Annotated in this window: 22 protein-coding genes; 14 read left to right on the top strand and 8 right to left on the bottom strand. The window is 41.4% G+C overall.

The genetic code is table 11. The annotated features are described in order from the left end of the window. Positions 1–234: 234 nt before the first annotated feature. The 5 genes from GTQ43_RS41165 (at position 235) to GTQ43_RS41145 (ending at position 2,759) form a co-directional block, all read left to right on the top strand. The gene (locus GTQ43_RS41165) at positions 235–597 is read left to right on the top strand and encodes a hypothetical protein (RefSeq protein WP_265278385.1); all 363 of its coding nucleotides are present in this window, start codon (positions 235–237) and stop codon (positions 595–597) included. 152 nt (positions 598–749) lie between these two features. Continuing rightward, the gene (locus tag GTQ43_RS41160; RefSeq protein ID WP_265278384.1) at positions 750–1,331 is read left to right on the top strand and encodes a tyrosine-type recombinase/integrase; all 582 of its coding nucleotides are present in this window, start codon (positions 750–752) and stop codon (positions 1,329–1,331) included. A gap of 14 nt (positions 1,332–1,345) precedes the next feature. Next, a complete protein-coding gene (locus tag GTQ43_RS41155; protein WP_265278383.1) occupies positions 1,346–1,585 on the top strand; it encodes a hypothetical protein in 240 nt (79 codons plus the stop codon). After that, a complete protein-coding gene (locus tag GTQ43_RS41150; RefSeq protein WP_265278382.1) occupies positions 1,582–1,986 on the top strand; it encodes a putative toxin-antitoxin system toxin component, PIN family in 405 nt (134 codons plus the stop codon). Before GTQ43_RS41155 ends, GTQ43_RS41150 begins: the two co-directional genes overlap by 4 nt. Positions 1,987–2,075: 89 nt before the next feature. Then, on the top strand, positions 2,076–2,759 hold the full coding sequence (locus GTQ43_RS41145) for a winged helix-turn-helix domain-containing protein (protein WP_265278381.1): 684 nt from the start codon (positions 2,076–2,078) through the stop codon (positions 2,757–2,759). 207 nt (positions 2,760–2,966) lie between these two features. On the opposite strand, the gene GTQ43_RS41140 is transcribed toward GTQ43_RS41145, so the two are convergent. Beyond that, a complete protein-coding gene (locus GTQ43_RS41140) occupies positions 2,967–3,167 on the bottom strand; it encodes a hypothetical protein (RefSeq protein ID WP_265278380.1) in 201 nt (66 codons plus the stop codon). A 563-nt stretch (positions 3,168–3,730) separates the two neighbouring features. Here GTQ43_RS41140 and GTQ43_RS41135 point away from each other — a divergent pair. The 5 genes from GTQ43_RS41135 (at position 3,731) to GTQ43_RS41115 (ending at position 11,236) form a co-directional block, all read left to right on the top strand. After that, positions 3,731–4,639: an aKG-HExxH-type peptide beta-hydroxylase gene (locus GTQ43_RS41135; RefSeq protein WP_265278379.1), complete on the top strand. Its 909-nt coding sequence runs from the start codon at positions 3,731–3,733 to the stop codon at positions 4,637–4,639. Positions 4,640–4,810: 171 nt separating this feature from the next. Next, complete coding sequence (locus GTQ43_RS41130) at positions 4,811–6,181, top strand: hypothetical protein (RefSeq protein WP_265278378.1); 1,371 nt, start codon at positions 4,811–4,813, stop codon at positions 6,179–6,181. Between the two features lie 144 nt (positions 6,182–6,325). Further along, complete coding sequence (locus GTQ43_RS41125; protein ID WP_265278377.1) at positions 6,326–6,667, top strand: chemotaxis protein CheB; 342 nt, start codon at positions 6,326–6,328, stop codon at positions 6,665–6,667. Positions 6,668–6,825: 158 nt separating this feature from the next. Then, positions 6,826–10,854 carry a CheR family methyltransferase gene (locus GTQ43_RS41120; protein WP_265278376.1) on the top strand — a complete coding sequence of 1,343 codons (4,029 nt, stop codon included), beginning with the start codon at positions 6,826–6,828 and terminating at the stop codon, positions 10,852–10,854. Positions 10,855–11,089: 235 nt separating this feature from the next. After that, on the top strand, positions 11,090–11,236 hold the full coding sequence (locus GTQ43_RS41115; protein ID WP_265278375.1) for a ParA family protein: 147 nt from the start codon (positions 11,090–11,092) through the stop codon (positions 11,234–11,236). A 1,199-nt stretch (positions 11,237–12,435) separates the two neighbouring features. On the opposite strand, the gene GTQ43_RS41110 is transcribed toward GTQ43_RS41115, so the two are convergent. The 3 genes from GTQ43_RS41110 to GTQ43_RS41100 form a co-directional block, all read right to left on the bottom strand. After that, positions 12,436–12,720 (bottom strand): WGxxGxxG family protein, encoded by a 285-nt coding sequence (locus tag GTQ43_RS41110; protein WP_265278374.1) that lies wholly within the window; start codon positions 12,718–12,720, stop codon positions 12,436–12,438. Positions 12,721–12,838: 118 nt separating this feature from the next. Further along, positions 12,839–15,289: a relaxase/mobilization nuclease domain-containing protein gene (locus GTQ43_RS41105; RefSeq protein ID WP_265278373.1), complete on the bottom strand. Its 2,451-nt coding sequence runs from the start codon at positions 15,287–15,289 to the stop codon at positions 12,839–12,841. Then, positions 15,267–15,719: a MobC family plasmid mobilization relaxosome protein gene (locus GTQ43_RS41100; protein ID WP_265277071.1), complete on the bottom strand. Its 453-nt coding sequence runs from the start codon at positions 15,717–15,719 to the stop codon at positions 15,267–15,269. Before GTQ43_RS41100 ends, GTQ43_RS41105 begins: the two co-directional genes overlap by 23 nt. 146 nt (positions 15,720–15,865) lie before the next feature. Between GTQ43_RS41100 and GTQ43_RS41095 the strand changes: the two genes are divergently transcribed. The 4 genes from GTQ43_RS41095 (at position 15,866) to GTQ43_RS41080 (ending at position 18,100) form a co-directional block, all read left to right on the top strand. Beyond that, positions 15,866–16,150, top strand: coding sequence for a hypothetical protein (locus tag GTQ43_RS41095; RefSeq protein ID WP_265278372.1), 285 nt, complete (start codon positions 15,866–15,868; stop codon positions 16,148–16,150). Positions 16,151–16,260: 110 nt separating this feature from the next. Continuing rightward, positions 16,261–16,764 carry a hypothetical protein gene (locus tag GTQ43_RS41090; RefSeq protein WP_265277073.1) on the top strand — a complete coding sequence of 168 codons (504 nt, stop codon included), beginning with the start codon at positions 16,261–16,263 and terminating at the stop codon, positions 16,762–16,764. Next, positions 16,754–17,458: a hypothetical protein gene (locus GTQ43_RS41085; RefSeq protein WP_265278371.1), complete on the top strand. Its 705-nt coding sequence runs from the start codon at positions 16,754–16,756 to the stop codon at positions 17,456–17,458. The genes GTQ43_RS41090 and GTQ43_RS41085 overlap by 11 nt, the downstream gene beginning before the upstream one ends. 105 nt (positions 17,459–17,563) lie before the next feature. Further along, complete coding sequence (locus tag GTQ43_RS41080) at positions 17,564–18,100, top strand: hypothetical protein (protein WP_265278370.1); 537 nt, start codon at positions 17,564–17,566, stop codon at positions 18,098–18,100. Positions 18,101–18,383: 283 nt separating this feature from the next. On the opposite strand, the gene GTQ43_RS41075 is transcribed toward GTQ43_RS41080, so the two are convergent. From GTQ43_RS41075 to GTQ43_RS41060, 4 genes are all read right to left on the bottom strand, one after another. Continuing rightward, positions 18,384–18,578: a hypothetical protein gene (locus GTQ43_RS41075; protein WP_265277076.1), complete on the bottom strand. Its 195-nt coding sequence runs from the start codon at positions 18,576–18,578 to the stop codon at positions 18,384–18,386. A 93-nt stretch (positions 18,579–18,671) separates the two neighbouring features. Further along, complete coding sequence (locus GTQ43_RS41070; protein WP_265278369.1) at positions 18,672–19,274, bottom strand: hypothetical protein; 603 nt, start codon at positions 19,272–19,274, stop codon at positions 18,672–18,674. Between the two features lie 5 nt (positions 19,275–19,279). Next, entirely contained in the window at positions 19,280–19,411 is a 132-nt protein-coding gene (locus GTQ43_RS41065) for a hypothetical protein (protein ID WP_265278367.1), read from the bottom strand. Continuing rightward, positions 19,408–19,695, bottom strand: coding sequence for a hypothetical protein (locus GTQ43_RS41060; RefSeq protein WP_265278366.1), 288 nt, complete (start codon positions 19,693–19,695; stop codon positions 19,408–19,410). Before GTQ43_RS41060 ends, GTQ43_RS41065 begins: the two co-directional genes overlap by 4 nt. Between the last annotated feature and the right edge of the window lie 432 nt (positions 19,696–20,127).

Below are 20,127 nucleotides of genomic sequence, written 5' to 3'. Positions count from 1 at the left end.
GATTAGTACGCGAACGGTGAAAGCTAGTCAGGGTGAAGATTATCACTATTTCTTAGACGATCTAAGAATGGCATTTTGAGACATGTAAAGAGACATAATTCAGACAAGTCTCAAATTGTACACTTTCTGAGACGGGGTTTAGCCAAGAATCTTATCTGGCAAGAGTTATAGGGTGATAGCGTCAAAACTCACTTTTCATAATCCCCCTTTTCGAGGGTTTATCCCAAAAACCCCATGTTAGACCCCAATTGGGCGAAATCAGGAGGATTCACTCAGCCCAACAAACCAAAAATTACCTACTTGACTGAGGAACACCCCGATTATCAAAAAGCCAGTGAGTTAAAAAATACCTTCTACAAAGACTTTAATCGAGTTTACCTAGTCCGCCTAGACTACCGTGATGGTGATTACTTCGTCGGAGCAGTACACGCATTTTTGCAAGGATCTGAAATTGCAGTCAACGCTATGTGGTCAGCTAACCCCAATACTCAACGCACGGGTCTAGAGGTTTTACAAAGTATTCGTCGAGATATTGGCAAGAAGGCCAGAGACGAAATGAGTCAATCCGATGTCGTCATTGTGGAATCAGGCACTTAAATAAGAATTACTTATGCTTTGACGAGGGAATCAGGCATACAGCCAGCGTGATTCATAAGCATTATTAAACCACCATCTCACTGTTCACGAGAGATTAAGGTAAAGGAGGTTTAGGCGAACAAAGTAACCTTAGTGCGCGTAAAATATTCCCTATGAAAATCAATCGCTTCGGCAAGTCCGAAATCCTTAACCCTCAAGAGATAACCTTACTATTTAGCGAGGGACTTGTTAAGCCCCGCGATCACGCTTTGTTTGGCGTGTGCCTTTATGCGGCTGCCCGAATCAATGAAAGCTGCACTTTGCAGCGCGGCGATATCATTGGCACAAGGGGCATTAGACCCAAGCTGATTATCAGAGCCTACAACACTAAGGGGGGGCAGGATACCAGAGAAATTCAAGTACATCCCAAACTGAAGGAATTTTTAGAAGAATATAGTATTGAGTTAAAAGGGAGAAATCCGCATTTGTTCCCCGGTCGTCACGGGTTGGGACATATTCATAAGGCCAGCGCTGACCGAATATTACGTGAGGCACTGCGACGGGTGGATTTGGATGAGCGCGGGATGTCTTCTCACAGCTTTCGGCGGACGGCGTTAACGTGGATGAGTGATTCAGGAGTACCCCTGCGCCACATTCAATCTATCAGCGGTCATCGCTCACTTGCAGCCCTGGAGCGATATTTGGGTGTGACTGAGCAGCAGAAAGAAAATGCCATCTCCACTTTGGTTTTTTAAGTCAGTAAGGAATTATGAACGCTTACAAAAAATACATCACCATTACAGATCCAAAGCAAGTAATATTATCTGATTTACCTTTTCAAGCAGGACAGCGAGTAGAAATAATTATCTTAGCTGAGGAGAACCCCAGAGCATCTATTAGTAAAAAGCTGAGAGATTTATTTGATAAAACACAGTCGCTACCAGGAGTACAAGATATTAGCGAAGCCGAAATAACAGCAGAGATTGAAGCTTACCGACGCGGAGAATGAAAGTTGTTATTGACACGAATGTTTTAGTTTCTGCTGTCCTTAAGGGTAGAGTCCCAAGAGCAGTTATTCAGTTTATTTTTGATAATCCCGACTGGGAATGGATTGTTTCATTGGAAATTGTAGCGGAATATAAGGAGGTATTAAGTCGCCCGAAGTTTAAGTTGACAGATGAAGTGAGAACGTCATGGTTTGAAATTATTGATACATTTGCGACGCTAATTGATGTCAATGTGTCAATTGATTTTCCAAGAGATAGAAAAGATGCAAAGTTTTTAGCTTGTGCTGTAGCAGCCGAAGCTGATTTTTTGATTACGGGGGATTCTGATTTTAATCAGGCGCAAACTTTGCTAAATACAACGATTATTTCTGTGTCTTTATTTAACAAGTTAGTTTGCGATTGAATGTGACTCGCTCTTTGGCGGGAAATACTAGTTTGACGACATCGGCAATTAGGGGGCTGGGAGAAAATTAGCGATCGCTCTGACGGCTGATGCTGGTAGATACAGTTGCTAATTCCCAGTACCAAGGTGTATGCTGTTACACAAACTGTCTGCCAGTCAGACCGCCGACTATGACCAAACTAGACCGAGTGCCAGTAGCACAGCTTCCTGATAAGTACGGGATTGTTAAATCTGTTCTCTACGATCGGATCAATCGGTTAGGCATCAAGCCAACCAAAATTGGCAATAAGTCTTATGTCAGTGGAGAGCAGTTAGAGTTGCTTGACCAGCTAGATGCCCACATGAAAGCGGGTGGTAGCATGGCGGACTTTGCCGACCAATATGCAAGTCATGGAGGCGGTCAGTCAGAGAATTTTGATTCTGGCATAGAGTCTGACAGTCAGTTAACAGTCGCCGGACTAACCGCCAGTCAGTTCGGCCAACTTTCGCAAGTGATTGAAGGTTTGGTAACACGGCTAATTCCTGCGATTGTCCGCCAGCTACCGGGATTGGCAAATGATCCAGTTGCTCATTTGAGGGCATTGGAAGAAGCTTATAAAAATGGTTGGCTACTCAGCACTCGTGAACTGGCGACTTTACTAAAATTGTCTTCTTCTACAGTTTGTAGGTACGGTTCAAAGTTTGAAGACGCTGGTTTTGTGTTTACCAGGGCAGGACAAAGGAAGGGGGGAGAAGTGGCTTGGTCAGTTGGAAAGCACAGAAAATCTAAATAAGCATTAATTGTGGTCGGCAAGAAATTGGGATTTCGTTCTAGTCCAGAGTACAGTACATACTTGGCGGTAATAAACCTATTGCATATAAAAAACCCTGGAGAAATGCCAACTCTATCGAGATTGCAATTTATCTAGGGTTGTAAAGTATATATTTATGTCTCGTAAAAACATAAACTTAGTGTTACCAAAAATTTTGGGATTTGAACATTACATAGATGTGATCTTCAGGGGGACTACCGAAATCAACCACAAAGGATTGGCATCATTATCAATCAGGTAATTTAGCTTTTCTCGTAGTTCCTGTACATCACTTTTATCTTCACCATAATTCCACTTTTTAGGAGCTTCAAATCCTTGTTGTGCCGTGCAAAAAAAGATGTACCAAATATGACTTATCAGGAATATCACGGTGTTTATGGCGAAGATGTAGAAGCAGCACTACGATTTATGTTTGCTGACCTCAGAAATTATGGCGATTGTTTTCATCTACGTATAATTACATATTAATTTGTATATACTTTACTATTGACTAATAGTTAACTGAAGATTATAAATGAATATTGAGGGAACTAAGTAGGTGGGCGGGAAAATTTATAACTATGTCATTGCGAACTGTACTCCTTCGGAGAACCCATAGGGTAGCAATCGCAAGGGTTTTGATTTTTTTACATTTTGTTACATAGTTAGGTTTATTTGTGCCTACCTACTTATACACATACAAATTAGTTACAAAAGGATGAAAAAACATGGATAGCATGATTAAACAAGCTTTGCAAAACATCAATGTTGATGAAGTTGAAAAAAGTGAAAAACATTGTCAAGACTTAAGTCTCCAACCGAAAAATCTTGTCATGATCATCTATGATCAATCTGGAAATATTTAGGCAATAAATATCCCAATTGGACATTTCTAATTAGAGATTTCTAATTAGAAATGTCTAACCATAAACTTACAGAGAGTCAAACAAAATATGTTTCAGTTAATTGGACTACAAAAAAATATTGAAACCGTAGTAACACTTTCGTATAAACAGTTATTGAAGGAAAAAACTCAAGATACAATAGGATTGAAAAGAGCATACAGAAATTTTCTAAAAAACATTCAAGTAGCAGATAGTATTCCTGAGCGTGATTCTCCAAAAGTAACTTTTGCATCGGAGCTATCAGTTATTAACAATTTAATCGAACTATATAAAGTTGAATCTGCCTTAAATGACAAAAATCAGACTACAGTGATAATTAATCAAAATCCTGAAGAATCGCTTGAGTATATATCAAATAATCTGAAGAAATGTGAGTCTGAATTTATCAAATTTCAAACAAATTATCCCGAAAAGTCAAACTTGTTTGAATTGGTGATTAATTATATTTTTTGTGCGCCATCAAATGTTGCTGGTGGAGGTTCTACTTCCAATGGTATAGGCGTAATATGGGCTAGTCCTAAACCAAATTGGCAATCTGAGGATTTTATTGAGTTTTATACCCATGAATTTACTCATAATCTGGTATTTTTAGATGAAAGACGTTATCAGCATTATGTTGACTATGATTTAATTTTAGATCAAGATAATTTTTGTAAATCTGCTATTCTGTGTACACCAAGACCACTAGATAAAGTTTTTCATAGTTTGTTAGTAGCAACTGAGGTATTACTTTTAAGGGAAGAAAGTCTTGGGCATCCTAATAATCCTAAAGCTCACCCGCCTTCAGAAACTATTCTAAAAAATTGCTTCGATACTATCTATTCAATTGAGAGGCTTCAAACCAAAAGTCAATTACTTACAAGAAGAGGACTTGAGTTAATGAATTTATGTAAGGAGAAGCTCAATATAATAAATAATTCTTTAAGCAAAAAAGAACTTATCTTAATTTCCAGTTAAACAACTTTGATTGTTCAGCATCTCTTACATTTTTCAGAGCAACATAATTGCAGTTCACTACACATAATCCTTGGCATTCTGTATTAGCAGAAGTCAAAATAGATGGTAATTAGTGTTGTAATAAACTCTTGTTACCATTTATTGTTTTTTCGATTTTCTGTAATTAATACTATGAGTAAAAACTTCCATAGAATTGTTTATTTATTAATTTCCAAATCAGCAATAATCTCTCTAGTTTTAATTTTAATACAACAAATTATAGTTGCATCTTCCAGTATTTGGCTGAAACGTCTTTCTGAAGATTTGTATTCTGGGGGTTTCCTTGGAATAGACATTGGTTTATATATGGCCTCATTAACAATTCCATATATACCAGGAGGATTATCTTTAATAGCTATTAGTTTTTGGGAACAAGACAGTTTAAAGAAATTCGTTAACTCTTTTATTAAGAATAACAATACTCAACCCATTCTCTGGAATGATAAAAACGAAAGGGATGTCAAAATCAGCATATTAAGCAATGAAGGACAACAAACTATTTCATCTTTTATACAATATTCGCATGGTCTCTTTTCTCGACTTCTGAATGCCTTCCTCAATATTATAGTTTTATCTTATATTGTAGAACCTAATTTTATCTATGGTTATTTTATCAGTATTTTATTAACAGCAATAATAATGAAGTCTTTTTCCAACAAACAAGGAAAGATTGCGCTGCAAGCTCAAAATGCCCGTGTCAACTTAGGAAAAATTCTTCTTTCTGCTTGGGATAATGTTCTTTTAGGAAATCAATACAATTTTCAAAGTTGGCTGAGTCGATTTCATGTAGAGTTTTCGGAATCTAAGCAACTTAATATTCGTAGTACTATATATCAAATAAGTATTTCAATTGGAATTGCTTTATTGACCATGCTTCCCTGTATGGTAATAGCTGTGCATTCATTGCTTGTTCATGCCACAGACAAAGCTTATGCTGCAACTGTGATTGTGACTTTACCTCGTTTATTTATGATTTTAAATTTTACTTATGATTTATTAGATTCCCTAACAGAATTTCCGGTGCAAAAGAGTAAAATATCTGGAATTATTCGAGGAATTCAATCTCCACTTAAAAATGATATATTATCTCGAGTAAACTGGTCTAAGCTCAAATTTATTTTGAATAACGAAAAAAATTTAAATCACTTAGATTCAATAGACGAAATAGTACCTTTGCTCAAAGAGCCAGGACGAATAACTATTCGAGGAGAAAATGGTGCTGGGAAATCAACCTTGCTTCTTTTAATTCACCAGAAATTATTGCCTCGCTCATTTTATTTACCTGCTCAACACCATCTCTGCTTTAATTCTATGACTATTGGTCGTTCTACAGGTGAAACTTTAAAAGCACAAATGCAAGAAATTTTGGCTCAAGTCGAAGCACAATGGATTCTTTTAGATGAATGGGATGCCAATTTAGATACATTGAACCAATCTGAAATTTCTCAAATGATAAACGTACTCGCGCAAACAAAAATTGTTGTTGAAGTTAGGCATCGTTGAAATAGTAGGTATTGAGGCGATGAGCCGCCTATTCCACGTAATGGCTCTAACGTGTAATGCTGCACTACTAGATAATTTATAATTTTTTTACTAAACTGCCTTTAAGTGTAATTATCGCGCAAGGATTTCAGGTTTTCACGAATAGTGGCTGAACCCCGTATAGCTCTAAAACCTGCAACCATTCACCGAGCGCACTACAGAATTATGCTTTGCGCCGACGTAGAGCAGCAAGACATTGCGGATGCTTTATTTCCCATCGTTGGCATTGCCGCCTCTGCGGGTGGATTAGAGGCATTTACGGAGTTGCTCAGGCATTTGCTCACCGATACAGGGATGGCATTTGTGCTGATTCAACACTTAGCCCCTAACCACAAGAGTCTGTTGAGTGAGATTCTGGCAAGAACAACTCAAATGCCTGTTAGGCATCACCGTGCCAAATTGGGAAAATTGTACGCTAAGAAGCTGATGCTAACCTCAACGCTATGAAAATAAGTTGTTTTGAGCAAATGGCATACCTCTATTTATCATTTTTGGCTCGAATTAGTCTTTCCAGATGGTGCAGAGTACTAGCAATACTCTGCACCAATCAATTGAGGATAAACAGCCGCTCACGGGTGCTATAGAAAAGCGAGGGGCTAAGATGCTTGCTGGATAACGCTTTTAGCCTTAGCGTACAATTTTCCCGTTTTGGCACGGTGATGCCTGTTATTGAAGTGCAAGATGGCATGACTGTAGAACCAAACTCTGTCTACGTTATTCCGCCTAACACTAAGATGAAGCTGTCTGCTGGAGCGTTGCAACTCACGCCGCGAGAGAAAGTTCAGGGGAAATATATGCCTGCTGATGCGTTCTTTACTTCATTGGCAGCAGATCGAGGGCACAAAGCGATCGCAGTGGTTTTATCTGGGGCAGATGGAGACGGTTCACTGGGGCTGAAGGCAATCAAGGCAGAGGGAGGCGTGACTTTTGCTCAGTGTGAAGACACCGCAAAATTCGATAGTATGCCTAATACTGCTGTTGCCACCGGGAATGTGGATTTTGTGCTACCGCCTGAAAAAATCGCCGAGGAACTGGTAAACCTCAGTCGCAATCCTTTTATTTCTGACTCATTGCCACCGATCGCAATTGAGAAGTTGCCCGAACAGGGAGATGCCCTGGCGACTATATTTGTATTATTGCGATCGCAAACTGGCGTTGACTTCAGCCACTACAAGCCCAACACCCTCGATCGCCGAATCCAGCGCCGAATGCTGTTGTATAAACTAGAACGCTTGGAGGATTATGCCGAGTATTTGCAAAAGAATCCGGGTGAAGTCAAGGCGCTCTATGAAGAAATTCTGATCCACGTCACCCATTTTTTCCGCGATCCTGAAGCATTTCAACTCTTGAAAGAGCGAGTCTTTCCTATCATCATCCAAAATAAATCAGCAGAGTTGCCGATTCGGATTTGGGTAGCGGGATGTTCGACGGGCGAAGAAGTGTATTCCATCGCTATCTCCTTGCTGGAGTTTTTGGCGAATAAAGTAACCTCGCCGCCGATCCAGATTTTTGCCACAGACATCAGCGAGATCGCGATTGAGAAAGCAAGATCAGGCATTTATGCAGAGAATCAAATGGTGGAAGTCTCACCAGAGAGCCGCCGCCGATTTTTTAATGCCCTTGACGGCGGTGGATATCAAATTAGCAAAGCTGTGCGCGAACTATGTGTGTTTGCCCGACAAGACTTGGGCAGCGATCCCCCTTTTCCTAACTTAGATTTAGTTAGCTGTCGGAATGTACTGATTTACTTGGACGAAACGTTGCAAAAACGGATATTGCCCATCTTTCATTACAGTCTTAATCCGACTGGCTTCTTGCTGCTAGGGACTTCAGAAAGCACAGGTAAATATTCTGACTTGTTTACTCTAATTGACAAAAAGTATAAAATCTATAGCAAAAAGCTAACTGGAATTCGTCCAACTATTTCGTTCATTACCAGCAATTATCCGATAGTAAAAGTGGACGAACCGAAGCCGACCAATGAGAATCCATTGAATGAGTTGGACTTAGAGAAAAAAACTGACCAACTAATCTTGAATCGCTATGCCCCAGTGGGTGTGGTGATCAACGACAAGATGGACGTGCTGCAATTTCGGGGAGAAATCGATCTCTACCTCAAACTTACACCTGGGAAACCGAGTCTTAACTTATTCAAAATGGTGCGCCAAGGCTTGCTCATCGAGCTACGGGCGACAATTTATCAGGCACAACGGCAAAAAATTCTAGTTAGAAGAGAAGGGTTACGAATTGAATCCGGCGATCTTGCAAAAATCATCAATCTTGAGGTGATTCCATTCAAGCCTGCGACTGACGGAGAACTCTACTTTCTGGTTTTATTTGAACAAGCGCCACCCACGGTTAACAACGTCAACACGGTAAATCCTGAAAGTTTAGAGCAGCCAGACTTAGAGCGAGAGATTGTTCGGCTAAAGCTTGAACTTGCAACCGCCATCCAAGAGCGGGCTGCAACTCAAGAATATCTACAAGCGGTGATCCAAGAGCAAGAAGACATCAATCAAGACCTGAAAGTTGCCAATGAAGAAATCCTCTCCAGCAATGAAGAGTTGCAAAGCACCAATGAGGAGTTAGAAACTGCCAAAGAAGAGATTCAGGCAACCAACGAAGAACTCAACACAACTAATGATGAACTTCGCTCTCGAAATCAGGAATTACACCAAGTTAATAACGATCTCACGAATTTGCTTGCCAGTATCAATATTCCTATTTTGATATTGACTTTGGACTTACGCGTTCGACGTTTTACGCCAATGGCGCAGCGACTTTTCAATTTAATTCCCGCCGATGCTGGACGACCTTTGAGCGATTTCAGAGCGAATCTCAATGTTCCTGACTTAGAAACTCTAATTTTGGAGGTACTTGACACACTCAGCATCAAAGAATTAGAAGTCCAAACTCTGGAAGGGTATTGGTACAACCTCCGCATCCGTCCTTATCGCACTACACAAAACCAGATTGACGGTGTAGTGTTGGTGTTAATAGATATTGATGTTCTTAAACGCAGTGCCGCAACCTTAGAACAAGCCCGGAATTACGCTGAAGCGATTGTGGAGACGGTACAAGTGCCGTTAATCGTCCTTGATGCTGATTTCCGGGTGAATAAAGCCAATCGCTCGTTTTATGAAACATTTCAGGTTTCAGCATCAGAGACAGCCCAATCTCTGATTTTTGAACTAGGGAACGGTCAATGGAACCTACCCGGACTGCGATCGCTCTTAGAAGACATTCTTGCGAACGATACCAGTATTGAAAACTGGGAGGTAGAGCATCGTTTTGAACGGATTGGGAAGAAAACCATGCTGCTCAATGGTTGGAAAATTATTCAACAGGGAGATGCCCAAAGGATTTTGCTGGCGATTGAAGATATTAGCGATCGCAAACAGTTTGAGTTAGAGCGATCTAAGCTTTTAGCACAGGAGCAATCAGCCCGTCAACAGGCGGAAATTGCCAACCGAGCCAAAGATGAATTCCTGTCGAACCTCTCCCATGAACTTCGTAATCCGCTCAATACTATACTGGGCTGGGCGCAACTTGTCCGCACCCGCAATTTAGATTCAGAAGCCGTCACTCGTGCCTGGGAAGTAGTGGAGCGCAGTGCTAAAGTGCAAGCTCAGTTAATCGATGATATGCTCGATATCTCCCGGATTACGAGTGGAAAGCTTCATTTAAACACTCGTCTAATCGATTTGGTTTCAGTAGTGAATGCCGCCATTGAGTCTATCGAATTTTCCGCAGAGGCGAAAAGCATTGAAATTGTTTCAGACTTGAACTCGGCGACGGTTGTCGGAGATTTTGATCGCTTACAGCAAGTTATGTGGAATTTACTTTCTAACGCGATTAAGTTCACTCCAGCCGGTGGACGAGTGGGAATTATGCTCGAAGCTATATATACTCATGCTGAACTTCGAGTCAGCGACACAGGAATTGGCATCCAGGCAGACTTGCTGCCTTATGTTTTCGATCGCTTCCGCCAAGGAGATTCCAGCAGCAGCAAACCAACTCAGGGACTTGGGTTAGGCTTGTCAATCGTCCGTCATGTTGTAGAACTTCACGGTGGAACAGTTCAAGCGCAAAGTCCAGGCGAGGGACTAGGAACCACGATCACCGTTAGGCTGCCTCTGCGCTTAATGCCGTTGGAGATTACGCCGCCAACTTATTTAGAGCCGAGCCTTTTATCGGAGACTCTGGACACATTCGGTAAAGATCTACCCCTTACCCTTGAAGGGTTATGCATCTTGGCTGTAGACGATCAAGCGGATAGCCGCGACTTAATTAAGTGGATGTTAGAAGACTTTGGGGCTGAAGTAGTAGTTGTGACATCGGCAAGGGAAGCGATCGCTGCTTTAACTGAATCTCCTGGCAAATATGATCTGCTTCTAGCAGATATTGGGATGCCAGATGAAGATGGTTTTTCCCTGATTCGTCAGGTGAGAGCGCTCGAAGCTGAAGCTGGGGGACAAATTCCAGCAGCAGCAATCACTGCCTATGCCACCGAACAAGAGCGTCAAAGGGCGATTGATGCTGGGTTTCAAATGCATCTAGCTAAACCGATTGACCTTACTCAATTGGTATTGATGATTGCAAATTTGAGTGGACGAGTCACAGATAATTCATAATTCGTAATTGAGGATACAGAGCAACTAATTTTAATTATGAAAAAGTCAAAAATGCGGAGCATCCTTATCTAGCAGTCAGAGCAATCGCTCCCCAATTGCTATATCTAATGTGTTCCTAGCTCACGTGTTATGGCTGTATGAGTCAGATAATCTAGATTAAAGAATAAATAATCAAGAATATTGAATATATTATGTATAATATTTGCCACATAAGCAAAGTGAGTCAAATGTAAACGTGACCCAAAAACTGGCTGTCTTCAACATGAAAGGAGGGGTGGCGAAATCGACCACCGCTTACAATTTAGCTGTGGGTCTGGTCAAGTTTAAAAAGCAGAGGGTATTAGGTATTGAACCGAGATGCGACCAAAAACCTGCAAGATGATCTGAAAAGGCTTGATTTTACGTTGTAAATAACGGCTTTTTTGACTGGGAAGTAACAAATTATCAAAGCCAGACAGAACAAGGGTTTCCAGACCATCTTGCACAAAATTACTCAAATCTCGGCTCAATACCTTAAGGATGCAAGGGCGTGAACGCTGGCTACTAACGCCATAAAAAAAGGGGAAAAGGTTAAAGGGGAAAGGGCAAAGGGATGAACAGGTCGCGCCACTTGCGGGCGAGGTTTTTACCTTTCCCCCTTCCCTTTTCCCCCTTCCCCTTCTTGATAAAAATCACCCCTGACGGGGGCGAATGATGTGGTTCATGTTCCTCAAAGGACACAAAAGATTGATTGTCGTTCAGTATAAGGATTTCTGTATATATGCCCATCTTACAATGAACTGTCGGTGGATGCCTTGGGTGATCACTGACTCTTTAAAATCGCTTCACAAGAACTTTTCAATAACATGGCTATTTACACCGTTAACCATTGCTTACATTTTCCTTCTTCTTTTTCAAATATTCAATCCGGCAGCAACCGCGCCGCCATTGGTCTTTAGTCAAAGGATAATAACTAGCCCAAATACTTCCATCTGGTGCTGAATAAAAAACGTAATTACAGCCGATTGGGAGCCAAAGTTACAGGTACTCACTTGTATCTCCTCCCAAACAGTGAAGAGTAGACCTTTGCTGTTAGTTACTGTCTCTAATTTTTTATATAGTGGTATTCGTTTCTCTAGTTTGGGTTGTTTATCGAAGAAAGGCAGACGGTTCGGGTCTTGGGTTTAAGACCCCCACCAAATTGAAAATTTGGTGGCTCTCGAACAGAAGAGGGTTTGAATCCCCATCTGAACGAAACCTTCTGCCTTCTGCCTTCTTCAATTTCTAGTTATGGTTGTGCTAAATCAGTAGCTTTACTTGAATCCGTTTTAGTTAATTATTCTAGATTAACTGTTGGCGTTGATGCGGTTAATGGGAAGTCAGACGAGTCTATAGCTGCATTTATTTTTTGAAGTTCCGGATCAAGAGCAGGGATAAATAGCCGGAATTTCCCTTGTACCTAACTGTAAATACCCACTCGCCAGGTAAGCATTAGGGTATTTGGAGCCGCGAGATTTTTTCGAGAAAATCCCGTATTTTGTCTGGCGTTTAAAAATCTGTCTAATTTCTGTTTTCGGTAGAACTTACTCCATTGGAGTTGTGCTAACGAGTTACATTGGGGTCGCGGTAAGCAGTAGGTTCAGAGCGATTGCGTTTACCTAAACCAGCCAAACCTGCTAAACCCAGTAAGCCTAACCATCCCCAATTAAAATGGTCGTTATCTCTCCTATCAGCTCCTTGAAGCGAGGTGTTATCTGTAGTTGAAGTGGTGTTTGTCTGAGGGGATGTGCTGCTCTGTGCTAAGGCGGGCGTAATGAGAGGAGTTATGGCTAGACCGACTGCTAGAATGCCAGAACCCAGAATTTTCGATATGTCAGAACGCTTCATAATTAAAACTCCGTTTTGGTATCCATACTTTATCAGTCAATAAAAGAAACATACATCAGTCCTTAGCTACAAATGACGTCGCTCAGAGAGTGCTACTAAAGTCTAGTTGCGCCATCGCCTAGAGAGAGATCCCTTTACTTTGTCTGAGTTCTTGTTGCTGTTCTTCTATTATTTGTTGCAATACGCGGTCTGCTTTTTCCCAAAGTATCAGGTCTTCTCTCTCTACTGACCCAATATTAATCGGTGAATACTCAAGCTCACCTGACTGATTTCGGTTGACTGCCACTCGAAAAATCTCACCTCGTTCATCATGGGTAAATACCAATTCTCTACCCTGCTTCTCCAGAGTGGCACGTTTGAATCTCAGGCTATTTGAGGCAGCTTCTCTTAATTGCCAGTTGATTAATTCAACAGCAATAGGCACAGCTATAGCTAAGAGTTCCTCTTCAATACGCTGGTTTTCATCGAGTGAATGTTCTGATTCTGACTTTTGAGTTGCCAGTTGATTGCTAGCGATAAATACCAATTCTCTAGCTTCATCTTGTGTCCATTCGGCTGGACTAGCTTTGATAATTTCTTCAACGTCTTGGGGTGGTTTATCATCTAGTAGCGCCCGTATAGCAATTTCTTTATCTCGGTCAGTCACTAATAAGTTTTGCAAGTCGGCGCTGTAATACTCATATAATTCTGCTATTTGATTCGACTTTAGTTTTGGTTTATCTGTGCCTATAGTTGGAGTTTTATTAAGAGCAATTGCATCCACTGTTTTTTGCGAACTATGGAGTTGCTCCAAATAAACAATTGCTGCTTCCAGGTCGTCGAATATGGTTCTTCCGGCTGATAGCTGCTGCTGATTTTGAGAAAGTTGTTGTGTTAATTCTAATACTGTTTCAGTTAATACTGAAGAGACAATCGATTGCTCAACATAATCAGAAATTGATAAGATAGCTCTCTTCTCTAGATATGATTGTAACTCAGTTGCAAGCACTGCATCTAGGTCATTGAATGTAGTTTTAGCTGTAACAAGCTGCTCTTTGTATTGAGAAAGTTGTTGCGTTAATTCTAATACTGTTTGGGTTAAGGCTGATTCAACAGTCGATTGCTCAATATAATCAGAAATTGATGAAATAGCTTTCTTCTCTACATGGGATTGTAACTCTTGAGTAATCGCCGCGTCTAGTCCGTCGAATACAGCTTTATTGTTAGCTAGCTGCTGCCGATATTGAGAGAGTTGTTCTGTTAATTGTGGTAACGTTTCACTTAAGGCATCATCAACTACTGACTGTTCAATAAAGTCAGCAATTGCATTCACAGTTCTTTGTGATAAGAGTTGTTCCTTAAGAGCAATCGCCGCTAATAGCTTGTCGTATGTGGTTCTTACGGCTGATAAATTCTGATGATACTCAGACAGTTGTTCTGTTAACTGTGGTAATGTTTCAATCAAGGTTGACTCAACTGCTGACTGTTCAATAAAGTCAGCGATTGTATTTATGAGTTTTGAACTAGCTTGTTGTTTTGCATCTGATTTAGCTGGGGTTAGCTGGTATTTAGTTTCGCCTATACCTTGAGCTTCTTTCGGGAATTTGGTTGATATTATTTGTTGATTAACTTGGCTATTATCTACAGATTGTAAGAAATTATTTAGGCGTTTAATTTCGCTATCGTCCCGTATGGGTTCATAACTTATCCCCAACTCGGTCTGAAGCTTTGTAAATGAACACTTATATTTATTGAGATTACCTCCCTGTTTCCAGAGCAAGCGGGGGCTACCATCTTCATTAACTGAGCCGATATCAATACCAAACTTGATACCTCTTACCCCTCCATGACTGTAATAACTGACGATGGATTTAACTTGATGCTCTCTCCATAAGCGCTCAATTAACTGGGGCATTGTGGGTTTATTTGCTGCCACTTGTTCAATCGCTCGGCGCATTATTTCTTCGCCTGGAAGTCCATCGCGTTCGACCCGTTCAAGCTGATTACGAGTCATAGCTTTCTGCTTACTCTCCCAACTACTTTGGACTGGGGTTAGCTGAAATTCTCGTTCTAGCAGTCGGGCGGAGTGTTCCGAATGGGCGTAATTATTCCAGGTACGGATGGAAAGACCATCTAGGTTATTAACCCTAGATGCAACGATGTGGGTGTGGTCGTGTTCTTTGTCAGAGTGCCGCGCTATAAAGAAGTCATAAGCTGGTAATTCTGATTCTATAAATTCATCAACTAGCTGGTTCAGTTTGGTGTCAGCTATCCTTTTATCTGGCTGTTTGACTTGGGATTCATCGCCTTTTAGCTTCGACAGTACAATGACATTAGCAAAGTGCCGTTGGGATAGATTAGCTAATTCGTCATCATTGAGAGTTCTGTCAGTCTGAGGTACACTAAGCATTAGGTGATAACATGGGTCTTTTAGTTGGGGGTTAAGATGGGCTGATAGGGTAAACTGTTCTACCAGTTCATTAGTGCTTTTACCGTACATATTTCCGCCAATAATTTTGGCTTTCTCTTTCTCAAGCACATATTTAGTAGTGCCACGGAATGATTTGTTAGCTTTGACTTTGGTAATCATTGCGCTGCACCTCTTCCGTAGGTTGAGTGAGTAATTGGCGAGTCTGTTCTAAAAGTGCGGTCAGTTCTTCAAGAGTTTTCAGATATGATTTCACTTCATTACTCAGAGGTTGGCTACCAATTTTCACAGCTTCGTTAATAGCCCTAGTCTGCTGATTCAGGTTGTTGCCAATCTTCTTTAGCTCGTAGATAGCCTGTCGGTTAACTTCGGGAATGACTAACTTAGGATGTGGTAAAGGATAGTCAAATAATCTCGCTCTAATATAGTCACTTTGCACCACTCCACTACACCGTTGCTCTAGTCTAGCTTTCTCGGCATAGCTAGCCCTAAACGTGATGGTTACTTCTCGCTTTTCATCTGGTGCTACTGACCGATTGGTTAATGTGTCAGCTAATTGATTACTGAGATTGGTACGGGGGTCTGGCTGCATAAATAGTTAGGCGTTCATTTATCTACTTATTCATTTTTAACCGGGTTATTCGCTGTAGCTGCTATGGCGCGGAGCGCCGAGCAGGTAGGCGAATAACCTGGAACTCTCTTTTATTCACCCCTTGAAAAGACTTGTTTAAAGGGGGTTTGGGGGACACCCCCAACAAGCAAACACGCCGCTTTTGCGAAGCAAAAGTAGCACCGAAGGTGCGTTACGGCGTATTGCTTGCCTCACCCCCCCACGACAGGACTAGGGTAAACCAGAACCAGGGGGCACAACGGGAGGCTGGGGGAGTAAGAGACTTTGGCGAACCACGAGTGGCTGTCTGCAATTACCTCGGTGTAACCGAGGGCAGGGTCTGTTTAACAATGCTGCCAACAGCCTTTGATACTAAGAATGTTGATTCATGGGTAACTGCTTTTTTAGACTAGTCTACCTCACGAGGATACAAACCCTTTTTTGTTGATATTTGTCACATCACGACAAGAAACTTAAACTTTTTCTGACCACGACTTTTTTACAATGGAATAATTTATTACTAATGCTGAATATGTCGCGCAAACCGAAAGCTGTCCCTTTATCAAAAATAGAAGATATTCAAACCAGTCTTAAACAGAAAGCCGCGACTCCTAAAACTATCAGCCTGTCAGATTTAGTTCTCAGTTTGGCTAAACCTATTCAAGATATGTTAGACGCTGGCTACTCCTATGACGATGTTTCTGATGTGTTTAAAGGTCATGGGGTAGAACTAGCGGCCAGTGGTCTGAAGAGTTTTCATAAAAAAGCTTCAACAATAACGGAGAATAGTTCGAGTAATGAATCATCAGATAAAGCGGTTGATGAATCAGTTAATTCTGACTCCGAGCCAGAATTAACTGATTCATCAACCTCAACTAATGATGACATTCCACCAGTAAAGCCGGATAGTTCATCACAGAATAGTAGTGAACCATCCGACTCATCACCATCTCAAACTACGAAACGCAAAAAAACAACACCTAAGACTTCTGCCCAATTTAATATCACCGATAGGAGTGAAATATGAAACGCATCGTGATGATACTGGGGGCAAGGGTGGTACAGGTAAGACTGCCTTTACTCGCTTACTGCTGGATGTAATGCACAATAAAAGCATTAATTATCTAGCTTATGATGCAGATACAGAGAATCCAGAACTGTACGAATACTATCAAAACTTTGGCTCAGGGGTAAGGCTGCTGAACTTCCTGGAGGTGGCAGAGGCGAAACGCTTCTTTACGGAAATTAAAGCGGAATCACCCGACTCAATAATAGTAGATATGCCGGGGGCATCAAGCAATAAAACTAGGGAGATTATCAGTAAGTTTGGGCTATTCAAGATTGCAGGTGATTTGGGTTATCGGGTAACGCTAGTGACTGTGCTTAACCTTGGGTACTCAGTCATCACTAGCTTAAAAACTATGGCTGAGTTCTGTAGCGATAAGGCAGATTATGTAGTGGTAAAAAATCTCTGCTGGGATAAAGGTTCAGGTTTTCAGCGCTGGGAGAATAGCAAAACATCGGCAGCTATAGCCGAACTAAAAGGTATAGAAATAGAAATGCCAGAGCTAGACTACTCGACCTTTGACACGTTGACAGAGAAAGGTCTACCTTACTCGGCTGCTACTGAAGAGAATGGATTTCCTTTTGGGGATTACCTATTGGTCAGTGGGTTTTTAGATCAGGCTAAACCAGAGCTTGAAAAAGCTGGGCTTATCTAGGGTTACAACAACTATCAGTTATACCAGATGCTTTAGAGAAGGCTACAACATCAAAACAGACAAAAGTTACTGCGTCTACTTCTCGTCGAGGTCAGAAGAAAACTAATGAGCAACAACAATAATGGCAACGGCAATCACAGCAATCCTTACTCTGAAACTGCCGATTTAGTTGAGAGCAGTGAACTGGGTGAGGTGAAGATAGCACTGGGGAGATTATATAGAGAGTTTGAAAGTTTTAAGCATCACAGAAAACTGAACGCGAAAGAGATAGGCAGAGTTACAAGCATGGGCGCAAACGAATTTAATTCAGAATCAACTCCTCAGCAAAGCGATGGTGACAATCGAGATGCTGACGACCGAATTGAAGAATCAGAATCTCTCCTCGAACGAGTACGAGCAGAGCAACGAGAATTTTCGGCAAGAATTAACTCCCTTACTAACGCAGTTAAAGAATACGCCCAAGTCCTCAGCGACATTAGAGAGCTTAGAGTTCAAAGGGCTAAAGAGCGAGATAACAGAATTAAAGCAGAACTGGAATCAACTGTTGAATCACACGAAGAACTTGACTACGGTTATTCAGGAGTTGAAGAACAGCCCTCCCCCCCAACCCATCACCATAGAGAAAGAGGTTTATCGCGCTGAACCCATAAGTAAATATGGGACGATGGGTTGTTTACTGCATTATTTACTTTGTTGATTTTCCTTGGATTCAATCAATTTATTCCGGTAAATATCTCGAACGATATCGACATCTATTTGAGAGCAATTTTGCAGCGTACAGATTATAGTAATGCCAAGCTACAACGGGTAGAAAAGCGTTTGGGGACTGACCGAAATCGAAGATGAAGGGCAAGATATAGCGATTGGGGCAAACAAGCTTAAGGTAATACTTGCCCCAATCATACAAATAATTAGAGATAAGAATCTACAAGTTTACCTTGAGTTGACCACTTCTCATCAAGAAGTCTGCAAGCAACATAGACAACTTTTTGACTTCTTTACGCTTGCGTTTTCCATTTATCCCCCAGCAACGGACAGTGAAATCACTTTGATAACCCAAGACAAGAGCAAGCTCGTCGTAAGTTAACTGCCACTTTTTCTTAAACTCAATTGGGTGCATAGATGTAAATCCATTACTAGGATTCAGGCTTTTGATGTCTTGATATCTTTGAACTAAGTGCTTTCTTAATGGCTTTTTGAGATTGCAGTAAGATTAAAAAACGGTAAAGCCTAACTTCTCACTACCGTTCAATTGCTTGGATTCTATAAGTTGTGCAATCGCACACCTTAAATAGCGAACACTAGGTTTCTCTTCGCCCCACTTTCGGCTATTTCTAATCGCAGCAAAGCTGACTGGTGTTGTCACGGCTGAAGTAACAATGTTTAAAATCTGCTCTTTATCAGCCTCAGAAATGCTGACGAATTCTAGCTCTGCAATTTCAACGTCTTGGGTAGGCTTTGAGAAAATAGACTCCAGTTTATTAACTGCGTCATCTGGTGCAATTTTCTCTCCTCTGGGCATAACTGCTGGCTGGTGATGCTGCACCAGTTCCGGGAAGAATTTGAGTAATGTTCTTGCTGGATCTGGCTGACCATTTCCTGGGTGTAACTCTATCTTTAGCCAGTCTGGAATCATGCCGAGATTGCCACCGTTAACAGGTTCAGCAAAGTTATTAGGGTTGGCTTTGAAATATTCGCCACTGGCAACATTAATTTTTCGCAATCCACCAGCGCTGACAGACTGAGCTACACACCCAATGAAGTTAACTGATTGCTTAAAGGTATCTGCTAGTCCTGCTGTGGCCTTGCCAACCACAGAAGTTAAGTTAGAGCCATGCAACACATGATTAATGTACCGCCAGACTTAGCGAAGCGACTCAGCAGATATTGGATAGCCCAAGTGCGATCGCTCTCATCAAGTAAGGACAGCAACCGCATTGCCTCATCAATCACAAGAAGTAAGTTTTGTGGGAGTAAGGTTCACTTGCATCTAAGCCTTTAAGAAATTTAAGCAAGTCACGGGCGACTAATTTATCTGCCCCGTCCGCATCTTTTTCCGGGTATTTAAGAGCAGAAATTAGATTACAACTAAAGGGGTAAACGTCCACCCCGGCTGTAAAGTATTGGGTATTTAATCCCGAATCTAATGCTAGAGATAATGTTGCCAAGATTGCTGCTAAGGTTCCCTTGCCACCTCGCTGAGTGCCAGCGATCGCTATCACCTGGGAACTCATCATGTCTTCTATTTGGAAACCACTTGAGTTAAAGCTGCGATGAGTGCGTTTGCTCTATTCGCCAGAGGGAGATGAGTTATAGTCTCTGGTACAAGCCCATTAGCTGATGGCTGTAACTCCTCCGGTTTAGAAAGAGAAACCGCTTGTGAGTGTCCCGAATATCTATCTGTGGTGAAGTTAATTGCTTAATATCTACCGTGGGTGGTAACTGGGTTTGAGCCTGTGCGATAGCATTATTCAGACCGATTCACCCGACTGTCAATGGTCACATCCTGTAAATGGAGAGCCATGCTTTGATAAGTCGGTAGCTGACGACCCTTAAGCTTGCCAAACCAGCCAAACATCCAGCGATAAGCATAAAAACGTTTTTCCTGGTTCAACTTGGGTTAAATACTGCCCAATATTTTCAAATTCAGCTAGAAGAAAGGCGTACTC

Origin of the sequence: Nostoc sp. KVJ3, assembly GCF_026127265.1 — a bacterium.
Lineage (GTDB): Bacteria > Cyanobacteriota > Cyanobacteriia > Cyanobacteriales > Nostocaceae > Nostoc.
Note: the sequence above shows the minus strand (reverse complement) of the source record. Positions and strands in the feature narration are given on the sequence as shown.

Coding starts and splice junctions, on each gene's coding strand:
- GTQ43_RS41165 (WP_265278385.1), top strand. CDS start 235: ATGTTAGACCCCAATTGGGCGAAATCAGGAGGATTCACTCAGCCCAAC.
- GTQ43_RS41160 (WP_265278384.1), top strand. CDS start 750: ATGAAAATCAATCGCTTCGGCAAGTCCGAAATCCTTAACCCTCAAGAG.
- GTQ43_RS41155 (WP_265278383.1), top strand. CDS start 1,346: ATGAACGCTTACAAAAAATACATCACCATTACAGATCCAAAGCAAGTA.
- GTQ43_RS41150 (WP_265278382.1), top strand. CDS start 1,582: ATGAAAGTTGTTATTGACACGAATGTTTTAGTTTCTGCTGTCCTTAAG.
- GTQ43_RS41145 (WP_265278381.1), top strand. CDS start 2,076: ATGCTGGTAGATACAGTTGCTAATTCCCAGTACCAAGGTGTATGCTGT.
- GTQ43_RS41135 (WP_265278379.1), top strand. CDS start 3,731: ATGTTTCAGTTAATTGGACTACAAAAAAATATTGAAACCGTAGTAACA.
- GTQ43_RS41130 (WP_265278378.1), top strand. CDS start 4,811: ATGAGTAAAAACTTCCATAGAATTGTTTATTTATTAATTTCCAAATCA.
- GTQ43_RS41110 (WP_265278374.1), bottom strand. CDS start 12,720: ATGAAGCGTTCTGACATATCGAAAATTCTGGGTTCTGGCATTCTAGCA.
- GTQ43_RS41105 (WP_265278373.1), bottom strand. CDS start 15,289: ATGATTACCAAAGTCAAAGCTAACAAATCATTCCGTGGCACTACTAAA.
- GTQ43_RS41100 (WP_265277071.1), bottom strand. CDS start 15,719: ATGCAGCCAGACCCCCGTACCAATCTCAGTAATCAATTAGCTGACACA.
- GTQ43_RS41090 (WP_265277073.1), top strand. CDS start 16,261: ATGCTGAATATGTCGCGCAAACCGAAAGCTGTCCCTTTATCAAAAATA.
- GTQ43_RS41080 (WP_265278370.1), top strand. CDS start 17,564: ATGAGCAACAACAATAATGGCAACGGCAATCACAGCAATCCTTACTCT.
- GTQ43_RS41075 (WP_265277076.1), bottom strand. CDS start 18,578: ATGCACCCAATTGAGTTTAAGAAAAAGTGGCAGTTAACTTACGACGAG.
- GTQ43_RS41060 (WP_265278366.1), bottom strand. CDS start 19,695: ATGATGAGTTCCCAGGTGATAGCGATCGCTGGCACTCAGCGAGGTGGC.